Origin of the sequence: Fischerella major NIES-592 (assembly GCF_001904645.1) — a bacterium.
Classification (GTDB): Bacteria; Cyanobacteriota; Cyanobacteriia; order Cyanobacteriales; family Nostocaceae; genus Fischerella; species Fischerella thermalis.
Genome location: NZ_MRCA01000017.1, coordinates 23329 through 39610, shown reverse-complemented (window position 1 = coordinate 39610; position 16282 = coordinate 23329). Strand labels below are relative to the sequence as shown.

Below are 16282 nucleotides of genomic sequence, written 5' to 3'. Positions count from 1 at the left end.
CTTATTTTAGGAGATTATACTCATGAATTTATTAATGCAAGCAGCAGCACAAGCAGCTAATGAACCTCATTTCCCTTTGGCTTTTACTGCGGTCTATGTAATTGGCTTTATTGCTGCTGTCACAATTGGTTCAATTGCTTGGTATAATTCCAAGCGCCCCGTAGGCTGGGAAGATAAAGAACGCCCTGACTTTGTTCCCAAAGTTGACAAAGACGAAACACCTGGTTTAGGTAAACCGAAATAGTCATTTGGTCAATGGTCAATAGTCAATGGTCAATAGTGAAAAAATCTTGACTATAGACACTTGACAATAGACTTTTGAAAATGATTAATTTTGAATTTCAACCCAACGACGGTAAAGCTTTTGAATTTGTTTGAGAAGGGCATTTAATCCGGCTTGGGTTGATTGCTCTTGGGTGGGTAATTGTTGTAATTTCATCAGCAGTTTTGCTTCTTCTATTGCCACTTCATCATCACTGTAAATTAAACCACTGATGGCTTGAATCAGATTTTGGCAATCTTCCATACTCGGATGTTCACCTAAATATTCCTTTACCCAGTCGTAGCATTCGATTGGCTTCACGGGAACTAATTCGTACAATAAGGGCTTAATATCTGGATCGCTGGCTACCCCCTTCTCTTGAGCTATTTGATGCAGATATTGCCTTTCTTCAGCTTGGATTCTGCCATCTATCCAAGCTGCTCCAATCAGAATTTTAACTAAGTTTTTGACGTTACTGGAGTTCACTGACATCACAGCCTCCTATAGTTGACTCTGCCCTCCTTGAAATCTTACAACTGCTAACAGTATTCACCCTGAATCATCGGTTTTTCTTAAACGAACTATAAAAAAGCCATCCATGTCATATTGATGAGGTACAATTTTCAGCCAGCCTTGTGATGTGGAATACCTATGAAAAGATACATTTCCAGAAGGAGTCTCTATTTTCCAATCAGGGTTTTCTGTGAGAAATGATTCTATGATGGTTTCATTTTCCGCTGGATGCAATGTACAGGTAGCATAAACTAGTACCCCTCCTTCCTTGACAAAAGTGCTTGTATGTGATATTAATTCTTTTTGCAGGACGGAAAGTTCTTTGACTGAGTCTGGTGTTTGTCGCCAGCGCGCATCAGCATGACGATGTAGAGTCCCCAAACCAGAACAAGGAGCATCAAGTAAAACACGGTCAGCAGAGTTACGAAATTGAGATAAATTGCGGCTGTCACCAATGCAAATTTCTATAGACTTGAGATGAAGCCGTTGCATATTTTCTTGAAGTTTCCGCATCCGGGAAGCAGTGCGATCGCACGCCCAAATTTTCCCCGTATCCTGCATTAACTCGGCAATATGAGTGGTTTTACCACCGGGTGCAGCACAACTATCAATCACTACTTCTTTTATTTGGGGATCAAGGAAATGACCGACCAGTTGGGCGCTACTATCTTGGATACTCCACCAACCTTGATTAAAGCCAGGCAGATTTTGAATTTGACCAGGGTGACTCAACAACCGTAAAGCTTGTGGGAGGTGGGAAAGACGTTGACAAGAAATACCAGCCGCCTGCAATGCTGCTTCTACTGTTTCTAAATCAGCGCGAAGGGGATTCACCCGCAAATCAATTGCTGGGGTTTGGTTCATCCAGATACACAGTTTCTCTGTTTCCATCACCCCAAATTGGTCTATCCAAACTTGAATTATCCAGTCAGGAAAACTGTGTAGAATACCCAACCGTTCGACTGGGTTTTCTGATAGCTGCAAGAAAGATGTAAGGAAGGAAAGACTTGGTGACGCAGAGAATATTTCATCTGTATTCCCAGTCACCCCACCTCCGGTTCTCCCCACCTCCTCTTCCATGACGCGAAGAAACTGCCGCAATAAACCATTCACAAAACCAGCCAGTCCTGCAAAACCATTTTCCTTAGCTAATTGCACAGTGGTATTCACAGCCGCACTAGGAGGAATTCGTTCTTGATACAGCAACTGATATAAGCCTAAATGTAGGATTGTGCGGAGGTCTTTGGGTTGCTGATGGGATTTCTTTTTGGCAAGTTGATCGACAATAGCATCGAGAGTGCGCTGTCTTCTGGTGCAGCCGTAGACTAATTCTGTGACTAAACGGCGATCACTAACCATCTTTGCACCAACTTCACTATCTGCTATGTCTGCTTTTGCTAACACTCGGTCTAGTGCCACATCAGCATAAGCTCCCTTGTGGACTTCTCGCAAGGCAATAAAAGCTAGTTGCCGGGGTGAAATATTTTGATTTCTAGATTTTTGATGTTGCAATGTAATTCTGAGTTCTCTTATACCAATTCTAAGATTTTTAAATGATTAAATAAATTTTAAATTAATTTTCACCGATACTCTAACACCCCTATACCCATATACTCATCACTTTTGACTACAACTGCGGCTGTTAATTTATCACGAATTCAAAACATCAAGTTTTTATTTTAGGTATTTTTATTCTATTATTGTATTTTTATGAATTTGTCATCAAGACAAAGAATTTGTTTTGGGTGCTTAGTCTTATTGCTTTTATCTACCCTCTTAGTTGAATTTACTGATTGAGTAGTAAATAAAAAAACTTAAATTGTCAATGAATCTAAATCTCCCACACAAGTATGAAGATAAAATTTAAGAAATTTTCTGTTCTTCATCGAAAAAAATTTAATATTAACGATAGCAACAAGCTATCCTAAAGCTATATAAATGTTTGGAGTATTTTTACTCGATGAAAACCGAATAGAGCGTAGGACACTCTCGACTAAATGACAACAGGGAGCATCAAGGGTCGATTTGGGAAAAGTGTACTATGTAGCAACTTTTCAATTTTTTACTTCTTTTCTTTTTTGTTAACTAAATCCATTTAGAGTTATCAGGATTAAAAGGTCAGTAAGCATCAATGTCTTATTATTTTTTTGATACAGAAAATCACCGTTACAAATCTTTTGAACTGCCAGGGGCAAGACCACACTATAACCCTGATCGCCCCGGACAGGTTGAACATATTTTTCTGGATCTCGATTTAGATATTCCCAACCAGAGCGTTCAAGGTAAGTGCAATATTACTTTATTGCCCATCCGTAACGGAATTGACCGTTTAATCTTGGATGCTGTTAACTTGAACATTGAATCTGTCTTTGTGGATGAGGTACAGCAGAAGTTTGATTACGACGGTGAAAAGCTGTCGATTAAACTACATTCACCTACCCTTCTTCATCAACGACTGGTGATCGCGATCGCCTACTCTGTGCAAAAGCCCCAACGGGGGATCTACTTCATCCAACCAAATAAACATTATCCCCACAAACCCACCCAAGTTTGGACACAGGGTGAAGATGAAGACTCACGCTTCTGGTTTCCTTGCTTTGACTACCCAGGACAGTTGTCTACTTCCGAGATTCGTGTCCGTGTTCCCAAACCACTGATTGCCATTTCCAATGGTGAACTCATTGCTACAGAAGTAGACGGTGATTACAAAATATATCACTGGTCGCAGCAGCAAATTCATCCTACCTATTTGATGACATTGGCAGTAGGTGACTTTGCGGAAATTCGCGATGAGTGGAACGGAATACCTGTTACATACTACGTAGAAAAGGGACGGGAAGCAGACGCCAAACGCAGTATGGGCAAAACTCCCCGAATGATGGAGTTTCTCAGTGAAAAATATGGCTACGTTTATGCCTATTCCAAGTATGCCCAAGTCTGCGTTGATGATTTTATCTTTGGTGGCATGGAAAACACTTCCACCACACTGTTAACAGATAGATGTTTGCTGGATGCCAGAGCAGCATTAGATAACCGCAACACAGAAAGTTTAGTAGTCCACGAACTAGCACACCAATGGTTTGGTGATTTAGTTGTCATCAAGCACTGGTCACATGCTTGGGTAAAAGAAGGCATGGCCTCTTATTCTGAGGTAATGTGGACAGAGCATGAGTATGGTGCAGATGAAGCAGCTTACTACCGCTTAGGAGAAGCCCGCAGCTATCTAGCAGAAGATAGTGGGCGCTATCGCCGCCCGATGGTGACACACGTCTACCGAGAAGCGATCGAACTTTATGATCGCCACATCTATGAAAAAGGGTCTTGTGTATATCACATGATCCGTACGGAGTTGGGCGACGAAATGTTTTGGCAAGCTATGCAGACATTTGTCCAGGATAATGCCCATAAAACCGTAGAAACAATAGATTTACTCCGGGCGATCGAAAAGGCAACTGGACGTAATTTATTATTTCTATTTGACCAGTATGTTTACCGTGGTGGGCATCCCGATTTCAAAGTGACATACTCTTGGGATGGGGATGCTAACCTGGCTAAAGTGACGGTGACTCAAACCCAAGCATCATCTGATAAGAATGGTAGTAGCAGTGATTTATTTGACCTGCGAATTCCCATTGGTTTTGGTTATGCCAAAAATGGTGCTACTGCGGAATTAAAAATTTTCAAGGTACGGGTTCACGAACGTGAACAAGCTTTCTATTTTCCACTAGAAGAGAAACCGCTGTTTGTCAGCTTTGATGTGGGGAATAATTTCTTGAAAACTGTTGCTTTGGAGTACCCAGTACCAGAGTTAAAAGCACAGTTAGAATTTGATCCCAATCCAATTTCGCGCATTTATGCAGCGGAAGCCTTGGCGAAAAAAGGAGGATTAGAAGTCCTCAAAGCACTAGAAACAGCACTGCAAAAAGATCCTTTTTGGGGTGTACGTGCAGAAGTAGCTGCCCAAATCGCAGAAATCAAATTAGACCAAACCTTTGATGCTTTAGTGCTAGGGTTAAAAGATGATAATCCTAATGTACGTCGAGCTGTAGTAGAGGCACTGGCAAAAATCAAAACCTACGCCAGTTATAAGGCTGTCAAAGAAGTAGTTGAAAATGGAGATGCTAGCTACTATGTAGAAGCAGCAGCAGCCCGCGCAGTTGGTACAATTGCAGCCGCCAGTTTGGAGGAAAAACCCAAAGAAGAAAAAGTTTTGAAACTGCTAAAAACAGTTTTAGAAGCAAAAGCTGGTTGGAATGAAGTCGTACGCAGTGGGGCGATCGCTGGTTTAGCAAAACTCAAAACTTCCGAAGCAGCCTTAAATCTGATTTTGGAATACACTAAAATAGGCGTTCCTCAGCCTTTGCGTTTGACAGCAATTCGGGCATTAGGTACAGTCTGTGTTGGTCAAACTCCTGCCAATGTAGAGCGAATCTTAGACCATTTGGCAGAACTTGCTAAAGAAAGATTCTTCTTAACTCAAGTGGCGGTAGTGACAGCCTTGGGAAATATGGAAACTCCCAAAGCCATCAGTATCTTGCAATCCCTTGGGGATCAAACAGCAGATGGGCGCGTACGCCGCTATGCGGAAGAAGAAATTGCCAAAGTGCAAAAGAATATTGGTACAGACAACGCAGTCAAACAACTGCGCGAGGAACTTGATCAACTCAAACAACAAAATCAAGAACTGAGAAGTCGTTTGGAAAACTTAGAAGCGAAGGCGAAGTAGTTGTTTGTTGGTGGTTGATGGTTGGTAGTTCCAAACAACAACCAACGACCAACCATCAACCCTATTACAACAATTCCATAAATCGGGGATCACTTTGTAAAGTTTTCAAGATTTGCTTGATTTCTTGAGTACGGTCTTTTTTGACAACAAGAGTCACGTTGCGATCGCGCACAATTACTAAATCTTCTAGACCAATAGTGACAACTACCTCATCAGCATTGTTAGTATAAACAATAGCACCCTTAGTATCTAACCCCACATGAGTTCCTAATTCTACATTTGGGGAATCTTCTTTTTTTAATAAACGTTCGATCGCATTCCAATCACCTAAGTCATCCCAGCCAAAATCTACTGGTAAGACATGTGTCAAATTCGTTTTTTCCATGAGCGCATAGTCTATACTCTTCTTAGGTAACTGGGGATAGATATGAGGACCGTGCTGTATCAACGGTTCAATAATTTCTGGGGCGTGGATATGCAGTTCCTTAAGAACAACACCCGCCCGGAAAATAAACATCCCGCTATTCCAGCTAAAACGTCCCGTCGCGAGAAAATTTTCTGCCGTTTGACGGTCAGGCTTTTCAGTAAAACGGTTGACATGATAAGCTGGCAAGTCATTAAAGCAACCAATCTTTTCGCCTTGTTCTATGTAACCGTAGCCAGTTGAGGGAAAGGTGGGCTTGATCCCCAGTGTAACAATTGCTGCTGTGTTTGCTGCCAGTTCAATTGCTGCATTTATTGTGTGTGCAAAAACATTTTGGTCAGCAATCCAGTGGTCAGCAGGGAAAAAGCCGATAATAGCGTCATCCCCGTGACGCTTGTTGATTTCCAAGCTTGTCCAAGCAACTGCGGCGGCTGTGTCCCTTCCTTGAGACTCGACTAGCAAGTTATTTGGTGGTAGTTCGGGCAGTTGTTCCTTAACTCCTTGGGCTATCTGACTAGAAGTAATCACCAACAAGCGATCCCAACCGCCTGCTAGTGGTAGCAGCCGATCAGCCGTTGCTTGTAGAAGACTTCTAGAGCTACCATCTAGGTTTAAAAATTGTTTGGGTCGATTTTGACGACTTAGGGGCCAAAAGCGTTCACCTTTACCACCAGCAAGAATTACAGGGAACAATGCTCTAGTCATGTTGTCATAGAAACTTACTTAAGAACACTACTAAGTGTACTGTGGTCTTCATCACTGGCAAGATTGGTTGCTTAGATTAACATTAGGTTTAGGGAGTGGATGAGTGGGGAGATAGTTTGTGGTTAAGCAAGTAGCACAGATCAAAAATCAGGGTAAATCTCAACAAGCACAAAAATCTACTGATGAGGCAAACCCACAACAACAAGCGAATGTATCATCTCAGTTTGTAGAATCTGTAGGTTCCATACCCAGCCAACTTTATCAAAGGTTGGGTTTGGCAATGCCTCGGTGGCTATTTTGGCTGTTGACAATAGTTGTAGGGATCACGCTTTCAGGGTTATTAGTATCGACTTTAGCGCTTTGGACTCCGCTTTGGAGCGACATAGATCGAACAGATGAAGAATTAGGCATGGGCGGGCCAGACGCAGAAAAAACGCCATTACCAGGGGAGATTTGGAGCAATATTTCTCAATATAAGCTCACACGCCCAATGAATATTCTAATTATGGGTATCGAACCAGTCCGTGGTAAGGTTGATGGTTCTCCAGAAAGTTATGCTGGTAGCAGCGATACCATGTTGTTGGTAAGGCTAAACCCAGAAAACAACACCATACGGGTGCTTTCGATTCCCAGGGATACCATGATTGCGATCCCAGAATCAAAGGGATTAACTAAAGTATCCCAAGCCAACGCCCAAGGGGGGCCAGTTTTGGCGGCGCGGGTTGTGAGTCGGACTCTGAGTAATGCACCTATTGATCGCTACATCCGTATTTCTACTAGTGGGTTACGGCAGTTAGTAGATCAGTTGGGTGGCGTAGAAGTGTTCGTCCCCAAACCAATGGAATACAAAGACTCCGCTGGCAAGTTTTCAATTAATTTAGTTAGTGGTTGGCAAACTCTCAACGGTGAACAAGCTGAACAGTTTGTGCGTTACCGTGAAGCGAACACTGGAGATCTCCAAAGAGTACAGCGACAGCAAGCATTGCTGATGGGGTTACGCGAACGCTTGTTTAGTCCCACGGTTTTACCCAGGTTGCCACAGTTAGTCCACATTATGGGCAAGTACTTTGACACAAACCTGAAAGTCGAAGAGATGATGGCACTGGTCAACTTCTCTTTGAATATGGAGCGGGATAATTTCCAAATGACCATGCTACCAGGTATTTTTAGTCGTTTAAGTGCAGACCCGGATAGTTATTGGTTGAATCTAACTGGAAAAGTTGACCTGCTAAATAACTATACTGGAGTAAGTATAGGTGGTTTGAAACCAGATACGCGATCGCTACCTAGTCTAAAAATTGCTATTCAAAATGCCTCCAATCAACCCCAGCTAACTGGCAAGGTGATCAACTCTCTTAAAAGCAAAGGCTTCAAAAACGTTTACACTACCTCAGATTGGCCTGACGGGCGTAGCGAAACTAAGATTATTGCCCAAAAAGGCAACCGCCAAGCCGCAGAACAACTGCAAAAAATCTTGGGTTTGGGAACTATTGAAGTCTCAGCAACGGGTGACATAGAATCTGATCTCACTATTAGAATTGGAAAAGATTGGAAGTAGTCATTTGTTAGTTGTTAGTAGTTGATGGTTGTTTGGAATCACCACCAACTACCAACAAACAACACTGCTGTTATGTCAAAAATTTTGCTGCGCTTATTAGGCATAATTTTGATTTTGGCTCTTGCATTTTTATGGGTAATGCTAAATGCCAAACCTGCTATTCTGGGGAAGAATAACTGATATTATATCTGTTTGAACACTGAGTACAGGTTTCCATAAAATCGTAGCTTTTTTTAACGCAGAGGGACGCAAAGTCAACGCAAGGGTTCGCAGAGTTTTTCAGGATTTTATTCGCTACGGATTTACGCCTGACGTGAATTAGAACTATGGCAAAATCATGTTTTTAAGGTTGAAAAAAGATGAACACAGATGGATTATCGGTGTTTATCGGTGTGCATCGGTGTTCTTTAAACAAAATTAAACTCTGGACAATTGCCAAAAAACCTTATGTTGCTTCTTCAAATTCACAGTTTTACGTAAGTACTAAAATATTCTCAGATTAAACAGTAGAATAGCCCGCACTTTACTTGTGGCTAATAGTACAAGTCTACTTAAATTAGACTGAGTTAAATCATTCTTTTAATTTACTTGAAGTGGAGCATTAAGTAAATTTGACTCCCTTTGATCAAAAATACCCTGACAAAGTACCGAATTTTCGGTTAAATGTTTTCAAGTATGGGCCATTTTTGGTTATTGGGTACTGTTTGTGACAGAAGAACAAAAAGTTTCTCGTTCCCTTGCTGGAATCGCTGGCATTGTTGCTGTTGCTACAATCATCAGTAAAGTTGTTGGTTTATTGCGACAGGTGGCAATTGGTGCAGCTTTTGGTACTGGTGCTGTTGCTGATGCCTATAGCTTCGCTTACATTATTCCTGGGTTTCTGCTTATTTTGCTTGGTGGAATTAATGGGCCTTTTTACAGTGCGATCGTCAGTGTTTTAGCCAAGCGCAAGAAAGAAGAAGCCGCACCTTTGGTAGAAACGATGACTACCCTTGTTGGTTGTGTGCTGTTGATTGTGACGATTTTTTTGATCATCTTTGCCGGAAATATTATTGAGTTGACAACACCAGGCTTAGATCAACGCGCAGATGGACAGTTGGTAAAAGCGATCGCAACTCTACAACTCCAGATCATGTCACCAATGGCTATTTTAGCTGGGCTGATTGGTATTGGGTTTGGCACACTCAATGTTGCAAACCAGTACTGGCTACCCTCGATTAGTCCTCTGTTGTCAAGCATTACAGTTGTAATTGCGATGGCTTTTCTGGGGTTACAACTAGGTAATAAAATCTATTCCCCAGAATATCTTATGTATGGTGGCGCAGTATTAGCGATTGGAACCCTAGCAGGTGCATTACTGCAATGGCTGGTGCAACTGGTAGCACAAGCACGTATTGGTATGGGTTCATTCCACCTACGATTTGATTTTAATCAGCCGGGAGTCAGAGAAGTCATGAAAATCATGCTCCCAGCTACCTTTTCTTCTGGGATGCTCTACATTAACTGGCAGATAAATTCTATTTTTGCTTCTTTTATTCCTGCTGCTGCCTCTGGCTTGAATTATGCCAATTTACTAGTACAAACTCCCTTGGGAGTCATTTCTAATGTCATTTTGGTTCCACTGCTACCAATATTTTCTCGACTTACCGATCCCAATGATTGGCCTGAGTTAAAATTACGTATTCGCCAAGGACTCATCCTTTCCGCTTTTACAATGTTGCCCTTGGGTGCTTTGATGATAGCTCTATCCGACCCCATTGTACGCTTAGTCTATGAGCGCGGAGCTTTCAATCAAGCTGCCTCGGATATGGTATCTTCCCTGTTGGTTGCTTACGGTATAGGAATGTTTGTTTACTTGGGACGTGATGTCCTAGTACGAGTATTTTATGCCTTGGGCGATGGAGATACACCTTTTCGCATCAGCCTGTTTAACATCTTTGTGAATATTTTCTTAGATTGGATTTTGATCAAATCTTTTGGTGCGCCTGGTTTGGTTTTAGCAACCGTAGGGGTGAATTTGAGTTCCACATTGATGCTTTTATGGTTGCTCGATCGCAGGTTGAAAGGTTTACCTTGGGGAGAATGGAGTGTAGCAATTTTAGGTTTGACTGGTGCTAGCGTGGTCGGAGGTTTTGCTAGTTACGGTAGTCTTGTAATTTGTCAACGTTTTCTTGGTGTCAATGGTTTACTAATTCAACTGTTGCAATTAGCTGTATGTGGCTTAGTTGGTTTGGGTGTTTTTGGTGCGATCGTTGCAGCCATGAAGTTACAAGAGGTAAATCTTTTTGTTTTTCGTCTACGTCAACGGTTTTTGAAGAGATAGTATCATGTGCGCTTGAATACTTATACTATCCGTTGGGGTCGGTAATTGGTAATAAAAATACTGACTCGTCATTTTCCCACGCTCAATGCCCAACTAACTTATTTTGTTCCTTCTGCCCCTTACCTTTGTATAAACAAAAAGCCTCGGTACAAAACACCGAGGCGACCATGAGGAATCCAAATGTCGATGGGAGATATTGATATTTAAAAAAGTTAATTTATGTAAATAAATATAAACTTAATTGTTACAAAAGGTCAATTAGACTTGACAAAGAATATCCAATAGCTTGCATAAGCTTTTCTTATGATTTATCGATTCGTGGGCTAGCATCTTTCCCGCCCAGTTGTATGAGCTTCTACAATCCAAAAACAGTATCAGAGGTAACTATGGCACGTAAACGGTTAATTATCGAAATGGGGATGGGGATAGATCAGCATGGACAAGATCCAACAGTAGCAGCAGCCAGGGCTGTGAGAAATGCGATCGCCAACAATGCTTTACCTGGTGTTTGGGAGGTAGCGGGCTTGAATCACCCCAATGAGATGATTGTAGAAGTGCAAGTTGCAGTACCCTACCCAGAACAAGTCCGCCAACAAGAGGTACTAGCTGTACTACCTTTTGGTCGTAAATCCTTGACAGCTGAACAGGGGGGAATGGTTGTGCAAGGTAGAGCTATCCCCGAACTCAATGATAAAAATGACGAAATGTTGATAGCTGTGGCTGCGGTTACAGTCCTAGTTGAAAATTAGTAACTAAAGCACTCAAAACAAAATTGATGAATACAGACAATACAGCAGCACAACTACAAAATTGGGATAATTTTTGGCATTTCTGTTACTTGCCCTCCCAAAATAGTAAATACACAAACGTTTTTTGCAGTACTTGAGTGGCAAGTTAACCCGAATTTATTGATACGTGCTAGTCGTAATTATGACAGCTATAATTTTACTAATTTTACACTACAAACATTTATTGCCGAGAGATAAAAGGCATTAGTAATATTTAGTAAATTTTTGAAAGAAAAATATACAAAAACATGATAACAAAAGAAGAAATCACAAATTTAATTGCTAAATACTTTAGCAATATTGCTGCCATGAATGCTGAAGATTGGATTGAAAATTTTGCAGAAGACGCTGTCAGTTATGACCCAGTTGGAGAACCACCAACAAAAATTCATGAAAATTTTCGTGCATTTATCAGCCAGTTAAAAACAGTCTTTAATAAATTAGAAGCGACAGCTGAGCATATTTTTATTGCAGGTAATGAAGTAGCTGTTAAGTGGACTATGCAGGGAATTAGTAAAACTGACAAATCAGTGACATTTGAAGGAATAACAGTGTTTGAAATTAACAATTTTGGCAAGATTCAAACAACACGTGCTTATTGGAATCGGGCGCTAATGCTTGCACAGCTGCGTTCTTAGAGGTGAGCGACGCTCACATTTGTTGCTATGCGCTAAACTAGAGGCATCGGTGTAGGAGTCTCGTTAAAGTAAATCCAACAAATAGTTAATATTCACCACTCCAGTCACGATGTCTCCCGAAAACAACGAATCAATTGAAATTCAGGAAATCAACAAATTCAAGCCAGTACACTTTGCGGACTTAATTAGAGCTGCACAATTAATTTTTGATCCTGCTAGAGGTGTGTCTGGAATATATAGAAAAGTTGATTGGCAAGAATTTGGTATCCCTGATGATGTTACAGAAAATCTCCAAGCTCTTGGTCAGGAATATCAATATGCATCTCCTCATATCTCCCCTGAAATTATTTGGAGTAAATTAACTCCAGCAACTCGGATTTGGTTTTTTGAAAATAGAAATGAATTGTGGCAATTTGAGGAATATTTTCCTGCTCTTGATGAAGATTAAAAAGTAAGCAAGTCGTCACAAATAAAGCTCACTCGTTAGATTCCTCATTTGTCCTTAGATTCAACAATTATCTTTTGAGGTGAATGATCACTAATGCTAGAACGTGGATCAGGTAGAATCAATTCGGCTAAGAGTAAAAAATTAGATAATTCCAGCTCCTCATTATGCCTTACAGTCAGAAAAATTTGATTTGGAAACAATTACACCAAACGCCTAGACACCAAGCATAAAATCTGATAGCTTAGCTAATCTCGGCCGGTAAACCATTGAGATTTACCATTACCGGGCATATACATTAGCTGAAAATTGAGGGCGAACGATGGGACTCGAACCCACGAATGGAGGAACCACAATCCTCTGCCTTAACCACTTGGCTACGCTCGCCATTGCGTTTCTTATTATAGCACTTCCTTGGGAAATTGATCCAATTTTCTTCCAAGGAACGGACTCAACTAATCTGGAGTCTAGAAACTACAGCAAATCACTGTTTAGCAAATGAAAGCCTTAACTATTATGGCATATGTGGGAGTTTTTGGTCTAGCTGCTTTGGGAGTAGCTATGGCTAAGACGAATCCCAGTCAGGTTGAATATGAAGAGTACGCAGCACAAAGGTTGACAGAATATCTGAACAGCAATGTCTGCAAAAAAACTCCAAAATTTTTAGAAAACGTTATACAGTTTAATTGCAGGCAAGTAGTAGATTCTGCTCAGCCGCAACTACGGGAGATTATAGCTGATAGTACCGTACGTCAAGATTTTATCGTTTTTAGTATTTACCGTACGGATTTAAATGTAAATTCGTTGATACCTGCACTCAGACTTGATTCTGTTTTACCTTCTACACCTGGTTATCAATTTGAGACACTAGGAGCTTTTAACCAGTTTTACACTTATAAAGCTGAACAGCAATAGATATCTTTCCTTATCTGTTGTGGCTTTTTCACAAAAGTAGGTGTGAGCGATCGCATTTTACTATCTGCTGTAACTGGAGGATAAGACTCTAATTTTAGTTAAATCTTTCTGATAAGCAAATAAAGCTTTGGTTAGAAATAATAAAACAGCAAGTCTTTCTTTAGGTGAAGGTAAAGATTTGCTGTTATGTTTAGCATTTTTAAATAGAGTAGCGTCAATTTACATCTTGCAACATCTGTAACAGCTAGGAAGCTGAGCCTCCAAATCCTTATTACCAGGTTTAACCTGATCAAAATAACTAAAGCCTCTGGCTCTTGTTGACTTTGGTGCAAGTTATCAGATCAAAAAAACATCATTTTTCTGATGAACACTAGTAGTTAGTTGTGAATCTTTAGCAACTAGCTATTATCTAATGTTTAGAGAAAAGTATTGTCAAAAAATGCCATAAATATTAAGTTTTTGCACAATACTTTATCCCTAATAGTTTGTGATCAAAGTAGATATCTTAAGAGAGGAAAATAACTGATGTTCTTCCACAAAAAAGAAACAATTCATGTCGTTGATGTTAAAGAAGCTAATCCACGTTTTGCTCAATTACTTTTAGAGCAGTTTGGTGGTGCAACAGGTGAATTAACAGCGGCTTTGCAATACTGGACTCAGTCATTCCACTGTGAGCATCCTGGAATTAGGGATATGCTGCAAGATATTGCCATTGAAGAGTTTGGTCATTTAGAAATGGTGGGTAAACTCATTGAAGCGCATACCAAAAACGTCGACCAAACTGAAGCTTATAAAAGCACTTTGTTCGCTGTACGGGGTATGGGACCACACTTACTAGATAGCCAAGGTGTTGCTTGGAATGCTAATTACGTCAATGAAGGTGGTGATGTCGTACGCGATTTAAGAGCAGATATTGCTGCTGAAGCTGGCGCACGTCAAACTTACGAAGAATTGATTAAATTAGCACCAGATGAAGGTACTAAAAATACTCTTGTTCATCTTCTGACAAGAGAAATATCTCACACCCAAATGTTTATGAAAGCATTAGATTCTTTGGGGAAATTAACAGATCCATTTTTTGGTAATATTGAACCTGATAGTACTGTTGATATTTACTATAACTTGTCCACAAATGGCAAAGATGAACGTGGACCTTGGAATTCAGAGCCAACTTTCCGTTACATTGCTGATCCTTTAGCAGAAAAGCAATCTTAATTTGTTAGTTACTTGTTGGTTAGAAAAACAATTTTTCTACCAACAATCAACTGTTAGTAATCTGTGTCAATTATTTCTGAGAGGTTGCGAGAGGACAGACCCCCGACTTTTTTAAAAAATCGGGGGTCTCACAGTCGATAAAAATAATTTTTAAAATTTGCTAAGATATTTGACTATATATTTTAAATTTTTCCTTGCTAATGGTGTCTGCATGTTTACTAGTATCCCACGGTAGCCGAGATCCACGTCCAGAAGTTGCCATGCAGGAGTTGGCAAAGCTTGTAATTGCTCAAGCGCGAAATCTTGAAGTTGAAATTAGAGTTGGTACAGCGTGTTTAGAACTTAAGCCAGAACCTCTACATGAGCAAATAATCAAGTTCGTTAACAATTGTGCTGCTTGGGAGAATGTCCATCTCAAAGTTGTCCCACTGTTTTTGCTACCAGGGGTACATGTCATGGATGATATTCCTAATGAAGTAAGGCTGGCAAGAGCGGCTCTCGGTGAAGATATTTTGATAGAGTTACAACCACATTTAGGTAGTCACTGTGGTTTGGAGAATTTTTTAGCCAAGCAATTCGCTGCGACGATGGCGACGGCGAGGATTCTTGTAGCGCATGGTAGTCGCCGTCAGGGTTCACAATTACGAGTGGAAGCTATAGCGAAAAATTTAGATGCAGTGACTGCTTACTGGTCTGTAGCTCCCAGTTTAGAAGTGCAAGTCAAAGAGTTGATTAATATTGGACATAGGCAAATTGCAATTCTGCCATACTTTTTATTTGCAGGTGGAATAACTGATGCGATCGCTCAGGTAATAGAAAAGTTACAATTACAGTTTCCTGGGGTGGATTTGCAGCTGGCAGAACCTTTAGGAGCAAGTGCAGAGTTAGCTGATTTAGTTTGGGATTTGATTAAAGAATGAACCGCGAAGACACTAAGGACGCGAAGGAAGAGGGGAAGAATTGTTTGGGAAAGGTTTATTTGGTGGGTGCTGGGCCAGGAGATCCGGGGTTGATGACACTCAAGGGTAAAGGGTTGTTGGAGTGTGCAGACGTTGTGATTTATGATGCTTTGGTGAGTCCAGCAATTCTAGAAATGATTAATCCCCAAGCGGAAAAAATTAATGCTGGTAAGCGGCGGGGACGTCATTCACTAGTGCAGGAAGAAACAACCCAGTTAATGATTGAAAAAGCACAGGAACACGCGGTTGTCGTTCGGTTGAAGGGGGGTGATCCGTTTGTTTTTGGTCGCGGTGGCGAAGAGATGGAAGAATTATTACAAGCGGGAGTAGATGTGGAAGTTGTGCCGGGTATTACATCGGGGATAGCGGCTCCAGCCTATGCAGGTATTCCTTTGACGCACCGATTATATAGTTCTTCAGTGACATTTGTTACAGGTCATGAGGCGGCTGGTAAGTATCGACCGACTGTGAATTGGAGTGCGATCGCTCACGGTTCGGAGACGATTGTGATATACATGGGGATTCACAATTTGCCTTATATTGTCCAGGAGTTAGTGAAGGCGGGGTTGAGTCTGGAAACTCCTATTGCTTTGGTACGTTGGGGTACAAGACCAGACCAACAAGAGTTGATTGGTGAGTTAGGGACAATTATAGAGCAGGTTGAGCAAACTGGATTTGAAGCACCTGCAATTGTGGTGATTGGGGCGGTGGTGCATATGCACAAAATTTTATCTGGTTGTCGTTTGTGATGAGCAACTTTATAAGTTGCGAGGGGTCAGATCCCCGACTTTTTTAAAGAGTCGAGGATCTA

The 16282-nt window shown here is 41.0% G+C and carries 14 protein-coding genes and 1 tRNA gene; 11 read left to right on the top strand and 4 right to left on the bottom strand.

Features of this window, described 5'->3' with window-relative positions; translation table 11 throughout:
* The first annotated feature begins 22 nt into the window (after positions 1 to 22).
* Entirely contained in the window at positions 23 to 244 is a 222-nt protein-coding gene (psb35, locus tag NIES592_RS21260) for a photosystem II assembly protein Psb35 (protein WP_009455011.1), read from the top strand.
* Between the two features lie 84 nt (positions 245 to 328).
* Here psb35 and NIES592_RS21255 read toward each other — a convergent pair whose 3' ends face one another.
* On the bottom strand, positions 329 to 754 hold the full coding sequence (locus NIES592_RS21255) for a tellurite resistance TerB family protein (protein ID WP_009455010.1): 426 nt from the start codon (positions 752 to 754) through the stop codon (positions 329 to 331).
* A gap of 57 nt (positions 755 to 811) precedes the next feature.
* Positions 812 to 2287: a 16S rRNA (cytosine(967)-C(5))-methyltransferase gene (locus NIES592_RS21250; RefSeq protein WP_073556810.1), complete on the bottom strand. Its 1476-nt coding sequence runs from the start codon at positions 2285 to 2287 to the stop codon at positions 812 to 814.
* Positions 2288 to 2906: 619 nt separating this feature from the next.
* Between NIES592_RS21250 and NIES592_RS21245 the strand changes: the two genes are divergently transcribed.
* Positions 2907 to 5501, top strand: coding sequence for a M1 family metallopeptidase (locus tag NIES592_RS21245; protein WP_073556809.1), 2595 nt, complete (start codon positions 2907 to 2909; stop codon positions 5499 to 5501).
* A gap of 64 nt (positions 5502 to 5565) precedes the next feature.
* On the opposite strand, the gene NIES592_RS21240 is transcribed toward NIES592_RS21245, so the two are convergent.
* Positions 5566 to 6630, bottom strand: coding sequence for a mannose-1-phosphate guanylyltransferase (locus tag NIES592_RS21240; RefSeq protein ID WP_073556808.1), 1065 nt, complete (start codon positions 6628 to 6630; stop codon positions 5566 to 5568).
* Positions 6631 to 6748: 118 nt separating this feature from the next.
* Between NIES592_RS21240 and NIES592_RS21235 the strand changes: the two genes are divergently transcribed.
* The 5 genes from NIES592_RS21235 (at position 6749) to NIES592_RS21210 (ending at position 12385) form a co-directional block, all read left to right on the top strand.
* On the top strand, positions 6749 to 8188 hold the full coding sequence (locus tag NIES592_RS21235) for an LCP family protein (RefSeq protein ID WP_073556807.1): 1440 nt from the start codon (positions 6749 to 6751) through the stop codon (positions 8186 to 8188).
* Between the two features lie 706 nt (positions 8189 to 8894).
* Positions 8895 to 10511, top strand: a complete 1617-nt coding sequence (gene murJ, locus NIES592_RS21230; RefSeq protein ID WP_073556806.1) for a murein biosynthesis integral membrane protein MurJ — start codon at positions 8895 to 8897, stop codon at positions 10509 to 10511.
* Positions 10512 to 10897: 386 nt separating this feature from the next.
* Positions 10898 to 11260, top strand: a complete 363-nt coding sequence (locus NIES592_RS21225; RefSeq protein WP_178379600.1) for a Lin0512 family protein — start codon at positions 10898 to 10900, stop codon at positions 11258 to 11260.
* A gap of 287 nt (positions 11261 to 11547) precedes the next feature.
* Positions 11548 to 11937: a nuclear transport factor 2 family protein gene (locus NIES592_RS21215; protein WP_073556804.1), complete on the top strand. Its 390-nt coding sequence runs from the start codon at positions 11548 to 11550 to the stop codon at positions 11935 to 11937.
* 109 nt (positions 11938 to 12046) lie between these two features.
* Positions 12047 to 12385 carry a hypothetical protein gene (locus NIES592_RS21210; protein WP_009454996.1) on the top strand — a complete coding sequence of 113 codons (339 nt, stop codon included), beginning with the start codon at positions 12047 to 12049 and terminating at the stop codon, positions 12383 to 12385.
* Positions 12386 to 12696: 311 nt separating this feature from the next.
* Here the strand turns inward: NIES592_RS21210 and NIES592_RS21205 are convergent.
* Positions 12697 to 12769 (bottom strand) — tRNA-His (locus NIES592_RS21205).
* 111 nt (positions 12770 to 12880) lie between these two features.
* Here NIES592_RS21205 and NIES592_RS21200 point away from each other — a divergent pair.
* The 4 genes from NIES592_RS21200 to cobA all read left to right on the top strand — a co-directional run bounded on the left by NIES592_RS21200 (position 12881) and on the right by cobA (position 16220).
* Complete coding sequence (locus tag NIES592_RS21200; RefSeq protein WP_062247135.1) at positions 12881 to 13297, top strand: DUF4359 domain-containing protein; 417 nt, start codon at positions 12881 to 12883, stop codon at positions 13295 to 13297.
* A gap of 525 nt (positions 13298 to 13822) precedes the next feature.
* Positions 13823 to 14512, top strand: a complete 690-nt coding sequence (locus NIES592_RS21195) for a manganese catalase family protein (protein WP_073556803.1) — start codon at positions 13823 to 13825, stop codon at positions 14510 to 14512.
* Positions 14513 to 14712: 200 nt separating this feature from the next.
* Entirely contained in the window at positions 14713 to 15432 is a 720-nt protein-coding gene (locus tag NIES592_RS21190) for a sirohydrochlorin chelatase (protein WP_073556802.1), read from the top strand.
* Positions 15429 to 16220, top strand: a complete 792-nt coding sequence (gene cobA / locus NIES592_RS21185) for a uroporphyrinogen-III C-methyltransferase (protein ID WP_073556801.1) — start codon at positions 15429 to 15431, stop codon at positions 16218 to 16220. Before NIES592_RS21190 ends, cobA begins: the two co-directional genes overlap by 4 nt.
* The last annotated feature ends 62 nt before the right edge of the window (positions 16221 to 16282 follow it).